The sequence below is a fragment of the Bradyrhizobium sp. LeoA1Lang genome (genome assembly GCF_055413685.1).
This window is the reverse complement of the sequence record NZ_JBVAPG010000007.1, coordinates 35,718-52,814: the sequence shown is the minus strand read 5'-3', so window position 1 is coordinate 52,814 and position 17,097 is coordinate 35,718. Positions and strand designations below refer to the sequence as shown.

13 protein-coding genes are annotated in these 17,097 nt (G+C 62.1%); 11 read left to right on the top strand and 2 right to left on the bottom strand.

The features are described from left to right. From cyoB to ACZYOF_RS04225, 11 genes are all read left to right on the top strand, one after another. Entirely contained in the window at nt 1-2,010 is a 2,010-nt protein-coding gene (gene cyoB / locus ACZYOF_RS04275) for a cytochrome o ubiquinol oxidase subunit I (RefSeq protein WP_463714911.1), read from the top strand. After that, complete coding sequence (cyoC, locus tag ACZYOF_RS04270) at nt 2,007-2,636, top strand: cytochrome o ubiquinol oxidase subunit III (RefSeq protein WP_463714910.1); 630 nt, start codon at nt 2,007-2,009, stop codon at nt 2,634-2,636. Before cyoB ends, cyoC begins: the two co-directional genes overlap by 4 nt. Continuing rightward, nucleotides 2,633-3,019, top strand: a complete 387-nt coding sequence (gene cyoD / locus ACZYOF_RS04265) for a cytochrome o ubiquinol oxidase subunit IV (protein ID WP_130579242.1) — start codon at nt 2,633-2,635, stop codon at nt 3,017-3,019. The genes cyoC and cyoD overlap by 4 nt, the downstream gene beginning before the upstream one ends. Continuing rightward, nucleotides 3,016-3,840: an SURF1 family protein gene (locus ACZYOF_RS04260; RefSeq protein WP_463714909.1), complete on the top strand. Its 825-nt coding sequence runs from the start codon at nt 3,016-3,018 to the stop codon at nt 3,838-3,840. The genes cyoD and ACZYOF_RS04260 overlap by 4 nt, the downstream gene beginning before the upstream one ends. Beyond that, nucleotides 3,812-5,203 (top strand): ATP-binding protein, encoded by a 1,392-nt coding sequence (locus tag ACZYOF_RS04255; RefSeq protein ID WP_463714908.1) that lies wholly within the window; start codon nt 3,812-3,814, stop codon nt 5,201-5,203. The genes ACZYOF_RS04260 and ACZYOF_RS04255 overlap by 29 nt, the downstream gene beginning before the upstream one ends. Then, nucleotides 5,193-5,726 carry a response regulator transcription factor gene (locus ACZYOF_RS04250; RefSeq protein WP_463714907.1) on the top strand — a complete coding sequence of 178 codons (534 nt, stop codon included), beginning with the start codon at nt 5,193-5,195 and terminating at the stop codon, nt 5,724-5,726. Before ACZYOF_RS04255 ends, ACZYOF_RS04250 begins: the two co-directional genes overlap by 11 nt. 148 nt (nt 5,727-5,874) lie before the next feature. Further along, nucleotides 5,875-8,919, top strand: a complete 3,045-nt coding sequence (locus tag ACZYOF_RS04245) for a GAF domain-containing protein (protein ID WP_463714906.1) — start codon at nt 5,875-5,877, stop codon at nt 8,917-8,919. 2 nt (nt 8,920-8,921) lie between these two features. Further along, a complete protein-coding gene (locus ACZYOF_RS04240; protein WP_130579234.1) occupies nt 8,922-9,311 on the top strand; it encodes a response regulator in 390 nt (129 codons plus the stop codon). Beyond that, nucleotides 9,308-10,558 (top strand): adenylate/guanylate cyclase domain-containing protein, encoded by a 1,251-nt coding sequence (locus tag ACZYOF_RS04235; RefSeq protein ID WP_463714905.1) that lies wholly within the window; start codon nt 9,308-9,310, stop codon nt 10,556-10,558. The genes ACZYOF_RS04240 and ACZYOF_RS04235 overlap by 4 nt, the downstream gene beginning before the upstream one ends. Nucleotides 10,559-10,857: 299 nt before the next feature. After that, a complete protein-coding gene (locus tag ACZYOF_RS04230) occupies nt 10,858-12,618 on the top strand; it encodes a GMC family oxidoreductase (protein WP_463714904.1) in 1,761 nt (586 codons plus the stop codon). A gap of 256 nt (nt 12,619-12,874) precedes the next feature. Further along, on the top strand, nt 12,875-14,212 hold the full coding sequence (locus ACZYOF_RS04225) for an ABC transporter substrate-binding protein (protein ID WP_463714903.1): 1,338 nt from the start codon (nt 12,875-12,877) through the stop codon (nt 14,210-14,212). Nucleotides 14,213-14,277: 65 nt separating this feature from the next. Here the strand turns inward: ACZYOF_RS04225 and ACZYOF_RS04220 are convergent, their stop codons facing one another. Together ACZYOF_RS04220 and ACZYOF_RS04215 are read right to left on the bottom strand one after the other, a co-directional pair. Further along, a complete protein-coding gene (locus ACZYOF_RS04220) occupies nt 14,278-15,612 on the bottom strand; it encodes a TAXI family TRAP transporter solute-binding subunit (protein ID WP_463714902.1) in 1,335 nt (444 codons plus the stop codon). Nucleotides 15,613-15,864: 252 nt separating this feature from the next. After that, complete coding sequence (locus ACZYOF_RS04215) at nt 15,865-16,623, bottom strand: outer membrane beta-barrel protein (RefSeq protein WP_463714901.1); 759 nt, start codon at nt 16,621-16,623, stop codon at nt 15,865-15,867. Nucleotides 16,624-17,097 lie beyond the last annotated feature (474 nt).

Below are 17,097 nucleotides of genomic sequence, written 5' to 3'. Positions count from 1 at the left end.
ATGTTCGATACTTCCTCCCTCGCCAAAGCGATTTTCGGCCGCCTGACACTGGAATCGCTGCCGCTGCATGAACCGATCGTCGTCGGCACCTTCGTCGTCGTGGCGCTGGGCGGCGTCGCCCTGCTCGGCGCCGTCACCTATTTCCGGCTGTGGGGCTATCTGTGGCGCGAGTGGTTCACCACCGTCGACCACAAGCGCATCGGCATCATGTACATGATCCTCGGCATCGTGATGCTGCTGCGCGGCTTTGCCGACGCCATCATGATGCGCGTGCAGCAGGCGATCGCCTTTGGCGGCTCCGAAGGCTATCTCAACGCCCACCACTACGATCAGATCTTCACCGCCCATGGTGTGATCATGATCTTCTTCGTCGCCATGCCGCTGGTCACCGGGCTGATGAACTATGTGGTGCCGCTGCAGATCGGCGCGCGCGACGTGTCGTTCCCCTTCCTGAACAATTTCAGCTTCTGGATGACGGTCGGCGGCGCGGTGCTGGTGATGATTTCGCTGTTCGTCGGTGAATTCGCCCGCACCGGCTGGCTCGCCTATCCGCCGCTGTCGAATATCGGCTACAGTCCTGATGTCGGCGTCGACTACTACATCTGGGGGCTGCAGGTGGCCGGCGTCGGCACGACGCTCTCGGGCATCAACCTGATCTGTACCATCGTCAAGCTGCGTGCGCCCGGCATGACGATGATGAGGATGCCGGTGTTCACCTGGACCTCGCTGTGCACCAACGTCCTCATCGTCGCCTCCTTCCCGGTGCTGACGGCGGTGCTGGCCCTGCTGTCGCTCGATCGCTACATCGGCACCAACTTCTTCACGAACGACTTCGGCGGCAGCCCGATGATGTACGTGAACCTGATCTGGATCTGGGGCCACCCCGAGGTCTACATCCTGGTGCTGCCGGCGTTCGGCATCTTCTCCGAGGTGACCTCGACCTTCTCCGGCAAGCGCCTGTTCGGCTACACCTCGATGGTCTACGCCACCGTCGTCATCACCATCCTGTCCTATCTGGTCTGGCTGCATCACTTCTTCACGATGGGCTCGGGCGCCAGCGTGAATTCCTTCTTCGGCATCACCACCATGATCATCTCGATCCCGACGGGAGCGAAGATGTTCAACTGGCTGTTCACGATGTATCGCGGCCACATCCGCTTCGAATTGCCGATGATGTGGACGGTCGCGTTCATGTTCACCTTCGTGCTCGGCGGCATGACCGGCGTGCTGCTGGCGGTACCGCCGGCCGACTTCGTCCTGCACAACAGCCTGTTCCTGGTCGCGCATTTCCACAACGTGATCATCGGCGGCGTGGTGTTCGGCGCATTTGCCGGCATCGCCTACTGGTTTCCGAAGGCGTTCGGCTTCAGGCTCGATCCGTTCTGGGGCAAGCTGTCGTTCTGGTTCTGGGTGACAGGCTTCTATTTCGCCTTCATGCCGCTCTACGTGCTCGGCCTGATGGGCGTCACCCGCCGCCTGCGGGTGTTCGATGACCCAAGCCTGCAGATCTGGTTCGTCATCGCCGGCATTGGCGCGTTCCTGATCTTCCTCGGCATCATCTCCTTCCTGGTGCAGATCGCAGTCAGCGTGCTCAAGCGCGAAGCGCTGAAGGACGTGACCGGCGACCCGTGGAATGCACGCACGCTGGAATGGGCGACGTCGTCGCCGCCGCCGGCCTACAACTTCGCCTTCACCCCCGTCGTCCATGACAACGACGCCTGGTGGGACATGAAGCGCCGCGGCTATCGGCGTCCGCTCACCGGGTTTAAGCCGATCCACATGCCCAGCAACACCGGCACGGGCGTCATCCTCGCCGCGCTGGCCACGGCGATGGGGTTCGGCCTGATCTGGTACATCTGGTGGCTGGCCGCAGTGAGCTTCATCGCCCTGCTCGCGGTCGCAATCGGCCACACCTTCAACTATCACCGCGACTATCACATTCCGGCCGATGAGGTCGTCCGGGTGGAGGATGCGCGCACGCACGCGCTTGCCGCTGGAGCCAAGTCATGACACTCGCCGTCGTCCCTCCACAAAGCTCCGAACCGGTCTTCTACGTCGTCGACGAGCACGATCATCCCGAAGGCGCGAGCACGATGCTCGGCTTCTGGATCTACCTGATGAGCGACTGTCTCATCTTCGCGATGCTGTTCGCCACCTTTGGCGTGCTCGGCGGCAACTACGCGGCAGGCCCGGCGCCCAAGGACCTGTTCGACCTGCCGCTCGTGGCGGTCAACACCTCGATGCTGCTGCTGTCGTCGATCACCTATGGTTTCGCGATGCTGGCGATGGAGAAGTCGCGCGTCGGCGCGATGCAGGCCTGGCTCGTGATAACCGGGCTGTTCGGCCTGGCGTTCATCAGCATTGAACTGTTCGAATTCGCCCACATGATTCACGAGGGCGCGACGCCGCAGCGCAGCGCCTTCCTGTCGTCCTTCTTCACGCTGGTCGGCACCCACGGCCTGCACGTCACCTTCGGCCTGGTATGGCTGGTGACATTGATGGTGCAGGTCGCCCGCTACGGCCTGATCGAGGCCAACCGCAGGCGCCTGATGTGCCTCAGCATGTTCTGGCACTTCCTCGACGTGGTCTGGATCGGCGTGTTCACCTTTGTCTACCTGATGGGAATGCTCCGATGAAATCCGACACTCACGCCCTGCAACCCGCACCCGACGCGCACGGCCATGGCGAGCACCATGCCGGCGGCTCGCGCGAAAGCTACCTGATCGGCTTCGGCCTCTCCGTCATCCTCACCGCCATCCCGTTCTGGCTGGTGATGAGCGGCGTGCTCGGAGACAAGCAGCTCACCGGGCTTGCGATCACGGTGCTGGCGGCGATCCAAATCGTGGTCCACATGGTGTATTTCCTGCACATGAATACCCGCTCCGAGGGCGGCTGGACCATGATGGCGCTGATCTTCACCATCATCATGGTGGTGATCGGGCTGACCGGAACGCTGTGGGTCATGCATCACCTCAACGTCAACATGATGCCGGGGCATGACATGAGCACCATGCAGTGACGGCGCGCCCATCTGCCCTCTCGCTGCTACTGGTCGCCCTCGCGGCGCTGGGCGTCGTCGCGCTGACCGCGCTCGGCGTGTGGCAGCTTGAGCGCAGGACGTGGAAGCTGGCGCTGATCGACCGGGTCGAGCAGCGCCAGCATGCAGCCCCTCAGCCGCTGCCCTCGCCCTCGTCGTGGCACGCGATCACCGCGTCAAGCGACGAATACCGGCGCGTGACCGTCAGCGGCCATTTCCTGCATGAGCGCGAGACGCTGGTGGCGGCCGTGACCGACTATGGCCGCGGCTTCTGGGTCCTGACGCCACTGCAGACGACGGACGGAGCCACGGTCCTGGTCAATCGCGGCTTTGTTCCCCCGGAGCGGCGAGATCCTTCAACGCGGCGCGAGGGAAATCCGCCCCGCGCGGTGAGCATCACCGGCCTGCTGCGGATCACCGAGCCAAAGGGGGCCTTCCTGCGCACGAACGACCCGGCGGCAAACCGCTGGTACTCGCGCGATGTCGCTGCGATCGCCACAGCGCGCGGACTGTCGCAGGTCGCGCCATTCTTCATCGATGCCGACGCGGCCCCCAACCCCGGCGGCTACCCGATCGGCGGGCTAACCGTGGTCAGGTTCCCGAACAACCACCTGATTTACGCGCTGACATGGTTCGCCATGGCCATTATGCTGGCGGCTGCACTCCTGCGCGCTTTGCGCGGCAGGGACCATGTCCGCGACTTCGATGCGCGGCGCGATGCCGTGCGGAGCCTGGTGGCCGCCGCACGCAATTTATCTCGCAAGACGGGCCCAGATGCTCGAGCGCATATCGGATCAGCATGACCACGGGAAAACGGCGGACGAGGCCATGACGCTGCCGGCCAGGGCCGGCGCTGGCACGGCCCCGGTCGCGCTGGATGCTCCAAAATCGACCGACGACACGACCAACCGCAAGAACATGGCGCTGCTGATCCAGCTCCGCTGGACCGCGGTGATCGGCCAGATCGTGACGATCGCGTTCGTCGACCGGTGGCTGGGCATTGCGCTGCCGATCCTGCCGATGGCCGGCGTGATCGCAGCCCTCGTGGCGCTCAACCTGTTGAGCCTGGTCTGGGTACGGTATCGGGCGGAAATCAACAATCGCGAACTCCTGCTCGCGCTGATGCTTGACGTCGCCGCACTGACCGGCCAGCTCTATCTGAGCGGCGGGGCGACCAATCCGTTCACATCGCTCTACCTTCTGCAGGTGACCCTCGGCGCGGTCCTGCTCGACGCCCGCTCGACCGGGTCGCTGGTCGGACTGGCCTGTTTGAGCTTCGCCGGGCTGACCGTCGCCCATCGCCCGCTCGGGCTGCCGCAGTACGGCTTCAGCGATCCGTTCAGCCTTCATGTTGCCGGCATGTTCATCGGCTTTGCGCTCAATGCCGTCCTGCTCGTGGTGTTCGTGACGCGCATCAACCGCAACCTGCGGAAACGCGATGCGAATTTGGCCGCGCTGCGCCAGCATGCCGCCGAGCAGGATCACATCGTCCGGATGGGCCTGCTTGCGTCCGGGGCGGCGCATGAGCTCGGCACCCCGCTGGCGTCGCTGTCGGTGATCCTGAGCGACTGGCGCCGCATGCCGGCCCTCACATCGAATCCGGAGCTCTCGGACGATCTCTTCGAGATGGAGACGTCGCTGCAACGGTGCAAGTCGATCGTCACGGGTATTCTCGTCTCGGCCGGCGAGGCGCGCGGCGAAGAATCGTCGCCGACGACCGTGACTGCATTTCTCGCGGCGCTGGTCCAGGAGTGGCGCACCACGCGCCCGTCCGCCACGCTGTACTTCCGGAACGAGTTCGGCACCGACCTGCCTGTTGTCTCCGAGGTCGCGCTCAAGCAGGCGATCTTCAACGTCCTCGACAATTCCGCCGAGGTGTCGCGCGACTGGATCGAGCTCGCGGCCGAGCGCGCCGATGACCGGCTCGTCCTGTCGGTCACCGATCGCGGACCGGGCTTTGCGCCGGAAATGCTGGCGCAGTTGGGCAAGCCCTACCAGTCGAGCAAGGGACGCCCGGGAAGCGGCCTCGGCCTGTTCCTGGTCGTCAACGTCGTGCGCAAGCTCGGCGGGGTCGTGACGGCGCGAAACAATGCAGAGGGAGGCGCAACCATCAGCCTCGAACTGCCCCTGGCAACGCTTGCGATCGGAGGCAGCCTTGACGGATGAACGGCTGCTTTTGATTGTGGAGGACGATGAGGGCTTTGCCCGCACGCTCAAACGTTCGTTCGAGCGGCGCGACTATCAGGTCGTCGTGGCGGCCTCGCTCGACGAGGTCCGGAAAGTGCTTGAAGAGAAAACGCTCGGCTATGCCGTGGTCGACCTCAAGCTGGGCGGCGCCTCGGGGCTGGCCTGCGTGGAAGCGCTGCATGTGCACGATCCCGAGATGCTGATCGTCGTGCTGACCGGATTTGCCAGCATCGCCACCGCGGTGGAAGCCATTAAGCTCGGCGCCTGCCATTATCTCGCCAAGCCGTCCAACACTGACGACATCGAAGCCGCCTTCCGCAAGGCCGAGGGCAACGCCGATGTCGAAGTGGCCGCGCGTCCCACCTCGATCAAGACCCTGGAATGGGAACGCATACACCAGACCCTGATCGAAACCGATTTCAACATTTCCGAAGCCGCAAGGCGGCTCGGCATGCACCGCCGGACCCTGGCCCGAAAGCTGGAAAAGCGCCAGGTGAGGTGACCGGAGCGCTTTCGAGCGAAGATGCCGGCACGCCGCGGGCACTGGCCCCCGGCCGGGCGGGGTGTGATAATGCGGCAACCTTGGCTGGCCGGCCTCCGTCGGCCGTGCATTGCGCCAGCTTGCGCAGCGGTGCTGAACCGGATCACGAATGACCGCGCTTTCCCAGGATATGACCGCCGAATTGAGGCGCAGGATCGACGAGCTGGAGCAGCAATTGCGATCGGGTGCCGCCGAGAATGCACGCCTGCAAAGCGAGCTTGCGATTGCCCGTGATCGCCAGAGCGCCGGAGCTGCGATCCTGCGCACCATCGCGGCCTCTCCCTCCGATGCCCGGCCGGTGTTCGAGGCCATCGCATCCAGCTCCAAGCGCCTGCTCGGGGCCTTCTCCGCCACCGTGCTCCAATTCATCGGCGATGAGCTTCATCTGGTGGCGTACACGCCGATCAGTCCCGCAGCGGACGAAGGATTGAAGTCATCATTCCCGCGACAGATCGCGGACTTTCCGACCTTTGCCCTGGTTCGCGGTGGCAAGACAGTTCAATTTCCGGACAGCGAGGCCGACGATGTCCCGCAACTGAACAAGGAGCTGGCAAGGCTGCGCGGTTTCCGCAGCGTCTTGTTCATGCCGCTGATGAACAGGGGAACGCCCGTCGGCATGATCAGCGTCACGCGTGCCGAGCCGGGCGCGTTTGCCGCCGATCACGTGCAGTTGCTGCAGACCTTCGCCGATCAGGCCGTGATCGCGATCGAGAACGCGCGTCTGTTCAACGAGACACGGGAAGCGCTGGAGCGGCAAACCGCCACTGCCGATATCCTGAATGTGATGGCAAGCTCGCCGTCCGACGTGCAGCCGGTGTTCGAGGCCATCGCGGCCAACGCCAACCGGCTGATCGGCGGCTTTTCCACCGCGGTGCTTCGCTATGCGAGCGGCGCCGCCCATCTGGCGGCCTTCACCCCCACCGATCCCGCCGGCGACCTTGCGCTGCAGGCGGCGTTTCCAATGCCCTTCGCTCAATTCCCGCCCTACCAGCTCGTGGCGGGCGGTACGGCCGCGCAACTGCCCGACACCGAGCTCGAGCCGGCCGCACGGGACGTCGCCCGTGCACGCGGCTATCGCAGCATGTTGTTCGCCCCGCTGGTGAGCGAGGGCGAGGTCATCGGTATCATCATCACCACGCGCCGGGCGACCGGCACGTTCAGCGCGCACCAGGTCCGGCTGTTGCAGACCTTCGCCGACCAGGCCGTGATCGCGATCAAGAATGTCGGCCTGTTCAACGCGACAAGGGAAGCGCTGGAACGGCAGACCGCGACAGCCGAAATTCTCAACGTCATCGCGAGCTCGCCAACCGACGTGCAGCCGGTATTCGACGCCATCGCCGAAAGTGCGAGGCGGCTGCTCGGGGGCCAAACGGGGCTTGTCACACGCGTTGTCGGCGACATGCTTCATCTCGCAGCTCGTACTGCTGGAAGCGAAGCCGGAGACAGGGAGATCGAGAATTCATTCCCCACCCCGCTCACATCCTCGGGGATTCACAGCCGGGTCGCGCAGAGCTCAACCATCGCGTTTCGCACCGATATCGAAACCGAACCCGATGTCCCCCAGACCGTCAGGGACATGGCACGCGCCAGAGGATATCGAAGCATCATTGTCGTGCCCATGCTGCGCGAAGGCGTTGCGATCGGCACGATCGGTGTTTCGCGCGCCGAAGCGGGCGCGTTCGCCGACAACCAGATCGCACTGCTCAGGACGTTTGCCGATCAGGCCGTGATCGCGATCGAAAACGCGCGGCTGTTCAACGAAGTGCAGGCCAGGACTCGCGATCTCCAGGAAGCCCTCACCCATCAGACCGGCAGCGCCAACATCCTGAAGGTGATTGCCTCCTCGCCGACAGATGTCGGACCGGCATTGAAGGCAATCGTCGAAAGCGCCTGCGAGCTTTGCGATGCCTATGACGCCGCCGTGGTGCTAAAGGACGGCGACGACCTGCGATTTTGCGCCCATCACGGGCCGATTCTGATTCACCTTGAGAAATGGCCGATCAATCGCAACTGGACTGCAGGCCGCGCCTTCATCGACCAGACCCCGGTGCACGTCGCTGATCTGCGTAACGATGCCGACTTCCCGGAAGGTCGTGAGCTTGCGCTCCGGATGGGCCACCGCACCATCTTGAGCGTGCCGCTGTTGCGCGAGAGCGAAAGCATCGGCGCGATCGTGCTCCGCCGCAACGAGGTGCACCCGTTCACCGACAAGCAGATCGCACTGCTGCAGACTTTCGCCGACCAGGCCGTGATTGCGATCGGCAATGTGCGGCTGTTCGAGCAAGTGCAGGCCCGCACCAGGGAACTTGCAAAATCCCTCGACGATTTGCGCGCCGCGCAGGGGCGCCTGATCCAGACCGAGAAGCTCGCCTCCCTCGGTCAGCTCACGGCCGGCATTGCGCACGAGATCAAGAATCCGCTCAACTTCGTCAACAATTTTGCCGCACTTTCCACGGAACTGACGGGCGAGCTGAGCGATTTGCTGGCATCAGCGTCACTCGCTGACAGCATTCGCGGCGAGATCGATGAACTGAGCGGGCTCCTGAAGGACAATCTGCAAAAAATCGTGCAGCACGGCAAACGCGCCGATTCCATCGTCAAGAACATGCTCCTACATTCGCGAGAGGGCGGCGGCGACCACCGGCCGACCGACGTGAACGCGCTGGTCGAGGAGAGTCTCAACCTCGCCTATCACGGCGCGCGCGCCGAGAAGCCGCAGTTCAACGTTACCCTCAGGCGCGACCTCGATCCGGACGCCGGCACGATCGAGGTGTTCCCGCAGGAGATCACTCGGGTGCTGCTGAACCTGATTTCCAACGGCTTCTATGCGGTCGCCAAGCGCGGCAGCGAAAATGGTCCTGGATTTGAACCGAAGGTCAGCGCCAGCACACTCCGCCGTGGCGAATACGTCGAAATCCGCATCCGCGACAACGGCGTCGGCATTCCGCCCGAGGTAAAAGAGAAGATGTTCAACCCGTTCTTCACGACCAAGCCGCCAGGGGAAGGCACCGGCCTCGGACTTTCCATGAGCCATGACATCATCGTGAAGCAGCATGGCGGCACGATCAATGTAGAGACCGAGCCCGGCGAGTTTACCGAGTTCACCATCCTGCTGCCGCGCAGAAGCAATTTTTCGGATAGTAACAGAGGTTAGCCGTGAGTGTGATGGTTCTGGTGGTGGATGACGAGCCCGATGTGGAGGCCTTGTTCCGCCAGCAATTTCGCCGTGATCTTCGCGCCCAGCGGTTTGTGATGGATTTCGCGGGGTCGGCGTCGGAAGCCCTGAGACGCATCACCGACGTCGGCGAGCACTCGCTGATTCTCATTTTCTCCGACATCAATATGCCCGGGATGAACGGGCTGGAGATGCTGCCGGAGGTCCGCGCCCGGCGGCCTGACGTTCCCGTGGTCATGATCACGGCCTACGGAGACGCCGCGACGCGCAAGAGGGCGCTGGAGCGAGGCGCGGAGGGCCTGTTGACCAAGCCGATCGACTTCGGTGAGGTCCGCCAGGAGATCGACGCGAGGCTGGAACAATCCGCATGACCGCCACCATCCTCGTAGTCGACGACGAGCCGGATCTGGAGGCGCTCGTGCTCCAGAAATTCCGCCGGCAGATCCGCGACGGACTGGTGAGCTTCGTCTTCGCGCGTGACGGCCTTGAAGCCCTTCAGTCGATCGAGCAGCATCCCCATGTCGATCTTGTGGTTTCCGACATCGCCATGCCGCGCATGGATGGCCTGTCGCTGCTGGCGAGACTGCAGGAGGCAGAGGACAAGAAGTCGACCATCATCGTCTCGGCCTATGGCGACATGAGCAACATACGCACCGCGATGAATCGCGGAGCATTCGACTTCCTGACCAAGCCCATCGATTTCGTCGACCTGGAAACGACGATCCGGAAGACGATGCGTCACATCGAGATCCTGCGCGAGGCGCGTCGCCGTCAGATGGAAGCGGAGCGCGCCCACGCTTCGCTGTCGCGTTACTTCTCGCCCGAGATCGCCAAGCGCCTTGCCGCCGGGGACGCCGGCAACGACATGGAGGTGCGCTGGCGCGAGATCGCCGTGATCTTCACCGATATCACGGGCTTTACCTCGCTCGTCGAGACGGCGGTACCCGAGGTGCTGGCGGCAATGCTCAACGAATATGTCGGCGGCCTGACGGATGTCGTCTTCGCGCATGAGGGAACGGTGGCGAAGGTGATCGGTGATGCAATCCAGGTGCTGTTCAATGCACCTGGCGACCAGCCCGACTACGCGACCCGCGCGATCGCCTGCGCACAGGCGCTCGACGAATGGGCGGAGGCGTTTCGCGGGCGTTGGAAACAGAGAGGCGTGAATTTCGGCGCCACTCGGATCGGCGTGCACGCCGGTCCCGCGCTGGTCGGCAATTTCGGCGGCGACCGCTTCTTCGATTACACGGCCTACGGCGACACGATCAACACCGCCGCCAGGCTGGAAGCCGCGAACAAGGCGCTGGGCACGCGGATCTGCGTCAGTGGCGCGGTCGCAAGCGCGGCGCAGGACTTCAAGGGACGCCCCGTTGGCGATCTTGTCCTGCGCGGACGCAGCGAGCCGTTGCGCGCCCACGAGCCTTTACCGGCGACGGAATTCGATGCGCCAGCCACAACGCAATATGCGATCGCCTTTGCCAAGCTCGAGTCGGGCGACGCCGCGGCCATGCCGGCTTTCGCCGCACTGGTCGGGACGCATGCCGATGATCCGCTCGCCAGCTATCATTTGAGGCGGCTGCTCAACGGCGCCAAAGGCGTCCGCATCGAGCTCAACTGATCAGCGCTCGTTGTGCGCCGGTAGTTTCCTCCATTTCGTCATCTCGACTGACCGGCGAGCGGTCGTTCCTCTTATGGACGGCTTGTCCGAGGAGCTTTCCGTTTCGGCGTCCGGAACCAAGCTCCGTTACATCTGAAACGTAACCTGCAAAGTGGAAATCGATCCGAATGACGATTCACATAGGACGTCGCATTCAACGCTACGGCATCTGGCTTGTTGAGTCTTGATGATCGATTACTTCTGACGACAGGGCCATTGCATTGCTTTGTGCGAGCATCGCGCTCTGGAGGGTCGAAAAATTGAAACGACGATCGTACGATTATATCGTTGTTGGAGCAGGCTCCGCGGGCTGTGTATTGGCGAGCCGTCTCTCCGAGGATGCTAATTCAACTGTTCTCTTGCTCGAGGCAGGTGGATACGACCGAAATCCGCTGGTCCGCATTCCGATCGGACTAGGAAAGCTTCATGAGTATGGGATCTACGATTGGGGCCTGATGGCCGAGCCTGATGCCGGGCTCAATGGCCGCGTGATTCCCGCAAAGCGCGGGAAAGTGTTGGGCGGATCTCACTCGATCAACGTGATGGCATTCACGCGCGGCGATCGTGCCGACTATGACGGCTGGGCTCGCGCGGGCGCCCAAGGATGGTCCTACAGCGATGTTCTCCCTTACTTCAAACGTTGTGAAACGTGGCAGGAAGGAGGAAGCGTCTTGCGCGGCGGATCGGGGCCGATACACGTCGAGTTCTCGCGCTCAAGCGATCCGCTGTTCGACGCCTGGCTCGCCGCTGCGCGCGACCTCGGCTTCACATTCACGAACGACTTCAATGGAGAAACGCACGAGGGGTTCGGGATAATCCAAAATACCACATGGAAAGGCCGTCGAGAGACGACAGCCTCAGCCTACCTTCGATCCGCGCTGAAGCGCGCAAATCTGGTACTTCATACCAGAGCGCAAGCGACTCAAATCGTTTTTGAGGGTACCCGAGCGGTGGGAGTGCGGTACGTCAGCGGTGGGCGAAGCGCCTACGTGATGGCGGATCGAGAGGTCATACTGTGTGCGGGCGCGTATCACACGCCACATTTGCTCATGTTGTCGGGTATCGGGCCGACGAAGCATCTCGCCTCTCTTGGGATCGAAACGCTTATCGATCTGCCGGTAGGCCAGAATTTGCAAGATCACCTTGCTGCATGGTTCAACTGGAGCCGCCCCACGCCGGGTGCCTTCCACAGGACGATGCGCCTTGACCGAATTTCGCTAGCCCTGGTCCGAGCTTATCTATTTGGGACCGGACCTGGGACAATGCTTCCCAGGTATCTCTTCGGGTTCGTCAAGACCGATCCTTCGCTCGAGGCGCCGGACATCGAATTCATGTTTCGGGGGACGGCCGCTCAGCCCTACGTCTGGTTCCCGGGGATTCGTCCGGCTTTTGAAGACGGCTTTGCGATCCGTCCAACATTGCTGCATCCAAAAAGTCGCGGCGAGGTCGCGTTGCGATCGACCAACCCGCTTGATGCACCGAGGATCCGCAATGGATTCCTCCAGCACCCGGACGACCTCGCGACGTTGCTGCGCGGAGCAAAAATCGGTCTCGAATTGGCCGCTCATCCGGCGGTTGCCGCGCTGGCGGGAAAATCAGCCGGACCTTCGCGCGTCCAATCGGACGGCGACGTTGAACAGTGGATTCGAAGCACGGCGATCACCGCAAACCATCCGTGCGGCACCTGCGGAATCGGTCGCGTCGTGGACAGCCAGCTTTCCGTCCTTGGCGCGACCTCGCTTCGGATCGTCGACGCGTCAGTCATGCCAACAATCGTATCTGGGCACATAAATGCATGTGTTCTCATGATAGCCGAGAAGGCCTCTGATCTGATCCGGGGCCAACAGGGACAGGTCCTGGAAAGGCATGGCTTGACCCCGGCACAGTCGCCCGGGCGCAGCCGCCATGGCAAGGTTCCCCGTTATCTCGACTGGCCGGCGAGCGACCGTTCCTCCATCGCGACCAGGCAGAACGCGGCGCAGCCCAATCGGAGCTGTAAGTCTTTCGCTTCTTGGTTTTGAAGCGATCCGATGACGGAAAGAAACGTTGGGACAGAGTGGCTGTCGGATTATACAGCTTGCTCCAATACAACTTTAGGCATTGAATTCCGCAATAATGCGCTGCTGCCGCGGGTCGTTTAGCGATGCAGTGTTTTGATCAATCAATTCTGTTCAATCTCACGCGAAGCAAGTCACCATAGGCTTGCGCGCTCGCTTTTCCGCGCATTGCGACGAAGCGCAAAAAAACAAACACCAATTGGCCAGCATGGAGGGAACAATGTCACGAAAGCTTTCGCGACGACAATTTGTAAGTGCGACTGCCATGTCGTCCGCAGCGCTCATCACTGCGCCATATGTGCGCGGCGCCTACGCCGCCGGCAAACTATCGATGGGTTTCTGGGACCACTGGGTGCCGGGCGCTAACAAGACCTTGACCGATCTCGTCAATGAATGGGCCGCGAAGGAAAAGGTCGAGGCTCAGATCGACTACATCACCAGCCAGGGCAACAAGATCCTCCTGACCGTCTCCGCCGAAGCGCAAGCCAGATCCGGCCACGATGTCCTGGTTATGGCGACTTGGCTGCCGCATGCGAATGCCGAACTCCTCGAGCCCGTCAACGACATCATGGCGCCGATCGTCAAGCAGAACGGCGCGGTCAACTACACGGTCGAATATCTCAGCCAAGCCAACGGCAAGTGGCTCGGCGTTCCGTCTTGCGTCGGCAGCCAGATCAAGGGTCCCTGCTCGCGTATCGACCTGATGAAGAAATACGCCGATATCGACGTGCAGGAGATGTATCCGGCCGGCAGCCCGCCGAAAGCGGACAACTGGACCATGGATACATTCCTCAAGGCTGCCGAGGCCTGCCAGAAGGGCGGCTTCCCCTTCGGCATCGGTCTCGGCGAGACCGCGGACAGTACCGATACCGCCGGGGCCGTCTTCCAGTCGTTCGGCGCAGAACTCGTCGACGCCAAGGGCAACCTGACTGTCAAGACGGACGCCGTTCGGCAGGCCCTCGATTTCTACAAGAAGCTGATCGCCTTCCTGCCATCAGACGTCGCGGCGTGGGACGACGCCTCCAACAACAAATGGCTGATTTCCGGCAGGGGCGCGCTGATCATGAACCCGCCGAGCGCCTGGGCGGTCGCCAAGCGCGACGCTCCGCAAGTTGCCAAGCAATGCTGGACCCACGGCTTTCCGTCCGGCCCAAGGGGCCGCTTCGCGCCTTACGTGCCTTTCTTCTGGACCATCTGGCAATTCTCGAAGAACAAGGCGGCCGCCAAGAGCTTGCTGGTGCATCTTTCGCAGCCGTCATCGATTGAGAGGCTGGTGGTCGCCAGCGGCGGCTATGACCTGCCGGCCTACGCGAACCTCACGACGCTGGAGGTTTGGGCGGAAGCGGAGCCGCCGAAGGGCACGCTCTATCATTATCCAAATCCCTATAACCATCAAAAGCTGTCAATTGCGGCCTCGCCAGCACCGCCCAAAGTCGCGCAGCAAATCTACTCGCAGGCGACGCTGACCAAGATGTGCCTACGCTACTCGCAAGGTGAAGCGATGGAGAAGACCCTCGCATGGGCGGAAGCCGAGTGCGAAGGCTTCATGAGGAGCTGAAGACACTCACGCACCGTCGCCAATGCAATCCATGGCGACGAACTCAGACCCGGTTGCCAAAACCCTCACGGCCTGGTTTTCAACCTGGGCTCTGGGCTTTCTGCAGCCAGCGCCGCCTTGCGATCATGGATGAGGTTCTCCAGACGATGGGCGGCGACATTGAGCGTAGCCGCATCAAGCGCGCTTTCGTCGTCCGTTCCCGCTCTGGCACGCTGCGCACGCAGGACCTCGTCGATTTGATTTTCAATCTCGAACAGCTCCGATTCCGTTTCAGCCTTTCGGATCCTTTGTCCCAACACATAAAGCGAATCCAGCGCCGCTTCTTTGGTCTTGAGTTCGCCTGATCGGAGAAATTTCCAGGCCGCCGCCAGGATTGAGGCAAGCGCGCCCAGTGCCATTGGAGTCAGAAAAATCGCGTTGCTCCACTTGTCCAGGAAGCTTTGCTGGGTGCCGTTGTAGAACTCTGCGGCGCCTGGATGAACCGGAAGATAGGCGCCGGGATCGGTGTCAGGTGCCTTCATCTGCGCCAGGATCGGCAGTTCGCCCGACAGGTCTCTTCGCGCGTTCGTAAAGGCTTGCGCGAATTCAGCAATCAGGTCGTTATCAAGCGACTTCTTGGCAACCAGGTAGAACGAAACCTTCAGCGTCGTGACATCATCTGCCGGAATCGGAGGGGAGCCCCGCAACGTACCCTTGGGGATGTCGAAGCTCTCGTACGCGCGTTCCTTCTCGGCAATTGCTCCCGCAGCGTCGATCGGGATCAGAACCGGAGCGGCTTTCCCGCTCTGGGTGAAGAGCCCTCGCACCAGCGACAAATACTTCTCGGTCACGGGTATCACGAACAGGACGGCGCGCACCTCCTTGCTATCGACCGCCCGGCGCGTGTCCGCCGGCGCAAGGTTCTTGAACACGACATTGGCGCGATCGAGGGCGTATTCCTTGGTCAGCACGCTGACGATCTTCTGATTGGTCTCGCCTCCAACCACCCCCACAGTGACGCGCTTCAGGCCGGTCATGTCGGTAATCGACGATCCCGGTGGTGCGACCAGCAACGCCACCGCTTGAGCCAGGACAACGATTGCTTGCGCCTGCGACAGGTCGCCGACGTCGCCGCGGACCACCGCGAGGTCAGTCTTGCCCGAGGCGAACTCGCTGGCGGATTCGAGTGCGCCAGTGGTTTCGACAACCTTGAGCCGGACCGGCGCGTTCACCTCAGTGAGCCGGCTCGCGAGCGCGGATACAACTCTTGGCGCCTCGCCATCCAAAGACCCGACCGCGATCGAGAGTGTCACCGGCCGGACATACCAGCGGTACGCGAACAGACTTGCACCCGCGGCCAGAGCAAGCAGCCCGGCGACCACAGCAATGCGCAGCCAGATCGGCAGCTTGATTGCGTCCATGCCTATTCTCATCGGCAGAACCCGCGTCTCCCCCCTGCGCGAACCTCGACAGCCAAGCCGTCACAAGGCAATGAGCCGACGGACCGGCGCCGAGGCCGTCTTCCTTCCAATAGCTTTGTGCGCGAGGCGGGGATGCAATTGATATAGATCAAGATTTTTGTCGTCGCCGGCGCGGGGCAAACAGCGGGCCGGCTCAACAAAAAGCCCCGGTAAATGCCCGGGGCTTAAAGTTTGCTGGAGATTAACAGTCCATCAGTAACGGGCAGCAACCGGTGGGGCATAGCCGCCCCAGTTGAAGTGGTAGTTCACGCGCACCGTGACCATGTCCACGTCCTGGCTGATCCGATTGATCGCGCCGACAACGATGGGATTGACCACCGAGAACGAATTGTTCGCATTGCCCATGAAAAGGTGGTCGTACTCGACACCGACCGACCAGTTCGGTGCGAAGCCATACTCATATCCGACACCCACGCTACCACCCCAGCGGGTCGAACTGAACGAGGCAAATTCAAAGGCGGTAAGCGTGTCGAGTACGCTGAAGCGGTTGCTCGTCACCGCCGCGCCGCCCTTGAAGTACAGCAGTGATGTGTTCCAGGCATAGCCGATCTGGCCGGTGAAAAGGCCGATGCCGTCGGTTTTCACGCGCGTCGAGAAAAACGGATCGATGAGGCTGGCGCGCGTGTTCCGGAGATCGGCCCAATCCCCTTGGGCCTCTACGCCGGCCACCCAGCCGCCGCCAAACTGCCACCGATATCCGATCTGCCCGCCGACCACGCCGCCGGACCGCTCACGACACCCGTCACTGAACACGCCACCGAAAGCGTCGATAAAATTCCAGCAATTGCGGCTCTGGGCCCAGCCGCCATTGGCGCCGACGTAGAAGCCGCTCCAGTTGTAAATCACCGGAAGCGGAGCCGGTGGCGCCTTGACCGCCATATCAGCGGCCAGCGCCGGAGCGGTCGCGCCGAGTGCAATCAAACCTACAGTGCCCAGCAAAAACTTCTTCATATCGTTCCCCCTCTTCGGCGTCGCTTAAGGATCGGACGGCCGATGGACTTGTTGCGACGGTTGTGTCTGCATTCCAATTCCACCCGCGAGCATAGAAGATTTCACCCGCGAAACTTGTGCCAGAACAGCAACACTCGGTTTTTGTTTCGGGAAGAAGTGGCAGATATTCTGACACTTCGGACTATGCGGTTTGTGCCATCGCCGCCGTGTTTCTGCGGCATCTTCAAGATCACTTCGGCATCCCTGTCGCAGAACGCGCGCGTAGACCTCGGGAAAAAGCTGACCGCGTTATCGATAGAGAAGAGAGCACCATGAAGCCGGTTGATGCCAAGCGACTGCCATTCGTTGCGCCTGTGCAGCTTGCCTCCGCGCTAAAAAGCCCCGCCACATCTCGTCCGGGCGATGCATTCCGTCGTTGAACCATTCCTTGACCGGGTTGGACTAACGTCCAGGCGGAAATTCTCCGTTCGCTGT

Bases quoted from the DNA above. Each gene is read 5' to 3' on its own strand.
- ACZYOF_RS04245 (WP_463714906.1), top strand. From the start codon at position 5,875: ATGACCGCGCTTTCCCAGGATATGACCGCCGAATTGAGGCGCAGGATC.
- ACZYOF_RS04225 (WP_463714903.1), top strand. From the start codon at position 12,875: ATGTCACGAAAGCTTTCGCGACGACAATTTGTAAGTGCGACTGCCATG.
- ACZYOF_RS04255 (WP_463714908.1), top strand. From the start codon at position 3,812: ATGCTCGAGCGCATATCGGATCAGCATGACCACGGGAAAACGGCGGAC.
- cyoD (WP_130579242.1), top strand. From the start codon at position 2,633: ATGAAATCCGACACTCACGCCCTGCAACCCGCACCCGACGCGCACGGC.
- cyoC (WP_463714910.1), top strand. From the start codon at position 2,007: ATGACACTCGCCGTCGTCCCTCCACAAAGCTCCGAACCGGTCTTCTAC.
- ACZYOF_RS04215 (WP_463714901.1), bottom strand. From the start codon at position 16,623: ATGAAGAAGTTTTTGCTGGGCACTGTAGGTTTGATTGCACTCGGCGCG.
- ACZYOF_RS04235 (WP_463714905.1), top strand. From the start codon at position 9,308: ATGACCGCCACCATCCTCGTAGTCGACGACGAGCCGGATCTGGAGGCG.
- ACZYOF_RS04220 (WP_463714902.1), bottom strand. From the start codon at position 15,612: ATGGACGCAATCAAGCTGCCGATCTGGCTGCGCATTGCTGTGGTCGCC.
- cyoB (WP_463714911.1), top strand. From the start codon at position 1: ATGTTCGATACTTCCTCCCTCGCCAAAGCGATTTTCGGCCGCCTGACA.